This is a genomic window from Xanthovirga aplysinae, from assembly GCF_009711365.1.
GTDB classification, from domain to species: Bacteria; Bacteroidota; Bacteroidia; order Cytophagales; family Cyclobacteriaceae; genus Xanthovirga; species Xanthovirga aplysinae.
This window is the reverse complement of the sequence record NZ_SMMB01000653.1, coordinates 1-3,014: the sequence shown is the minus strand read 5'-3', so window position 1 is coordinate 3,014 and position 3,014 is coordinate 1. Positions and strand designations below refer to the sequence as shown.

Here is a 3,014-nt window from a genome sequence, read left to right as displayed (position 1 = left end):
CCTGTTCCCTTAGGATAACGCAAATGTTCCACCATTTCCTGAACTGTAATAGGAGGAGCAGGAGTGAAAGAAGAAACAGTGATTGAAACTAATAAGTTGATAATCATAGCAATCATCCCGAAACCTTCCGGAGAAATTCCAAACCACCAATCTTCTGGGGTGGTAGGCCCAAATAAATTAAACTTAAAACGCAACATATAGAATACCATAGATAAAAGTCCTACAATCATACCGCAAACTGCCCCTTCCCTATTCATCCGTTTACTAAAAATTCCCAAGATAATAGCAGGGAAAAATGAAGCAGCCGCAAATCCAAAGGCCAAAGCCACAACCGCTGCTACAAAACCTGGAGGATTTATTCCAAAATAACCTGCCATGATTACAGCTACTGCTGCCGATATTCTAGCTGCCAACAGCTCTCCCTTTTCGGAGATATTCGGTTTTAATTGTTTTTTTAATAAATCATGAGAAACTGCAGTTGAGATAACCAACAGCAAGCCGGCTGCAGTAGATAAAGCAGCAGCCAAACCTCCAGAAGCTACCAAGGCGATCACCCAGGCAGGCAGTTGGGCAATCTCTGGATTGGCCAACACAATAATATCAGGGTCGATGGTTAATTCATTAGTGGAAGCATTGCCTGAATAATGTACTAATCCATCTGCCCCTTTATCTTCAAAGGAAATCAAACCCGTTTTTTCCCATTTCGAAAACCAATCTGGCATTTCAGAATAAGCTTGCCCATTTACTGTTTCAATTAGATTAGTCCGAACAAATGCAGCAACGGCAGGGGCAGTAGTATATAATACGGCGATAAACAATAAAGCATAACCTGCAGAGATCCTTGCGTCCTTTACTCTTGGTACCGTAAAAAAACGAACAATAACATGTGGAAGTCCAGCCGTTCCAAACATTAAGGCAGCCGTAATAGCAAAAACATCTACCATAGACTTGCTACCCGTAGTATATTCAGTAAATCCCAATTCAGTGGTCAATTTGTCCAATTTTTCCAGAAGGTATATATCCGTTCCTACTATTTTAGAACCAAGCCCAATTTGAGGGATTGGAGAACCCGTCAATTGCATAGAGATAAAAAAAGCGGGAACCATAAAGGCAAAAATAAGTATACAATACTGAGCCACCTGAGTGTATGTAATTCCTTTCATCCCTCCTAAAACAGCATAAAAGAAAACTATAGCTATGCCAATGTAAACCCCCGTATTGATATCTACCTCTAAAAATCGAGAAAAAACAACACCTACACCCCGCATTTGGCCGGCAACATATGTAAAAGAAACGATCAAAGCACAGATTACCGCCACAGTTCTTGCAAACTGAGAATAATAGCGGTCTCCAATAAAATCAGGAACCGTAAACTTCCCAAACTTTCTCAGGTAAGGAGCAAGCAGTAAAGCTAATAAAACATATCCACCTGTCCATCCCATTAGGTAAACTGTTCCATCATATCCCATAAAGGAAATGAGTCCTGCCATGGAAATAAAAGAAGCTGCTGACATCCAGTCCGCTGCTGTGGCCATTCCATTTGCCAGAGGGGAAACTCCACCTCCTGCCACATAAAATTCCTTGGTAGACCCTGCTTTTGCCCAAAAGGCAATGCCGATGTAAATAGAAAAAGTTACCCCTACAAGAATATAGGTCCAAGTTTGTACTTCCATAAAATCAAAATCATTTTCAAGGATAAAAAAAGACCAAATATGAAAGTTTTATCCTTGTTAAAAATTTGCACCTAAATAGTTATTCTCATTCTGCGAATAACTTTTTCCCTCTTCCCCTATTCTTCAACATTGTATTTTTTATCCAACCTATTCATCCAACGCACATATACAAAAATCAAAGTAACAAAAACATAAATAGCGCCCTGTTGCGCAAACCAAAACCCCAATTTAAACCCACCTAACTTTATAAAATTCATTTCATCCACCCATAGAATTCCAAAACCAAAGGAAACCAAAAACCAAATCCCTAATAGTATTCCCAAATAGATAAGATTCTTCCTCCAATAAGATTTGAGCCTTAAAGAACTAACTTTGGTCTCTTCTTTCTGTAATGTTACATTTTCCATTTATTCAAATTTTAAGTAGACAAAAACCCTGGATATAGTCTATAAATTACACTAATAAGCCATAATACTGTGAAAATAATACCTAAAACTTCCCAAATAACTTTTTAAACATCTCAAAACAACAAGCATTCATAATACATAAAAATACCAAAACATTATTTTAAAATAACAAAACAACTCAATCAATTAATAGGAATAACCATTTAAAAACAGGGCAATTAATGGCAGCATACAAAAAGAGAAACTTAAAAAGACACAAGAATCTATGTTTACCCCTTTGATTTTTTTCTTATAAACCTTCAAGCATATTACCGTTTCATATTCTCTTAATGCAATAAGGAAAATCAGTTTTTAAAATCCCTGAAAAAAATTAACAACTAATCCTAAAAGAGGAAATATTAGAAGAAGGTAAAGAAAAAGAAAAGACTCCTTCGAAATTTGGTTTTCAAAGGAGCCCAAAGAATTTATTAGGAGGAATATTTTGTAAACACTGCAGCTTTTTATCAAATCAAAGAAAATAATTTGACAACTCTCTACAAAACTTTTAAAGCAGACTGATAATCTGGCTCATCCACCACCTCAGCCACTTGTTCTTTGTAAAGCACTTTTCCTGTTTCATCCAAAACAATCACAACTCTGGAATGCAAGCCAGCTAAAGGACCATCCGCCAACTCCAACTGATAATCTTTTCCAAAATTTCCAGTAGCAAAATCGGATAAAGTAATGGCGTTGGCTATCCCCTCTGCACCACAAAACCTGGCTTGGGCAAATGGTAAATCTCGGGAAATACAAAGCACCTTGGTATTTTCAAGGTTGGCAGCTTCCTTGTTAAAAGCCCTTACCGAAGTGGCACAGGTTCCTGTATCGATGCTCGGGAAAATATTTAACACCAATCTTGATCCTGAAAAATCCTTCAAAGACACTCTGGATAAAT

General features: G+C 37.4%; 3 protein-coding genes. All 3 read right to left on the bottom strand.

Annotation, left to right across the window (positions count from 1 at the left end):
• The coding region (locus tag E1171_RS03750; RefSeq protein ID WP_155204230.1) for a sodium:solute symporter family protein at positions 1-1,673 on the bottom strand (1,673 nt) is incomplete at its 3' end.
• Between the two features lie 116 nt (positions 1,674-1,789).
• Positions 1,790-2,080, bottom strand: coding sequence for a DUF4212 domain-containing protein (locus E1171_RS03745; RefSeq protein WP_155204228.1), 291 nt, complete (start codon positions 2,078-2,080; stop codon positions 1,790-1,792).
• 533 nt (positions 2,081-2,613) lie between these two features.
• The coding region (tpx, locus tag E1171_RS03740; RefSeq protein ID WP_155204227.1) for a thiol peroxidase at positions 2,614-3,014 on the bottom strand (401 nt) is incomplete at its 5' end.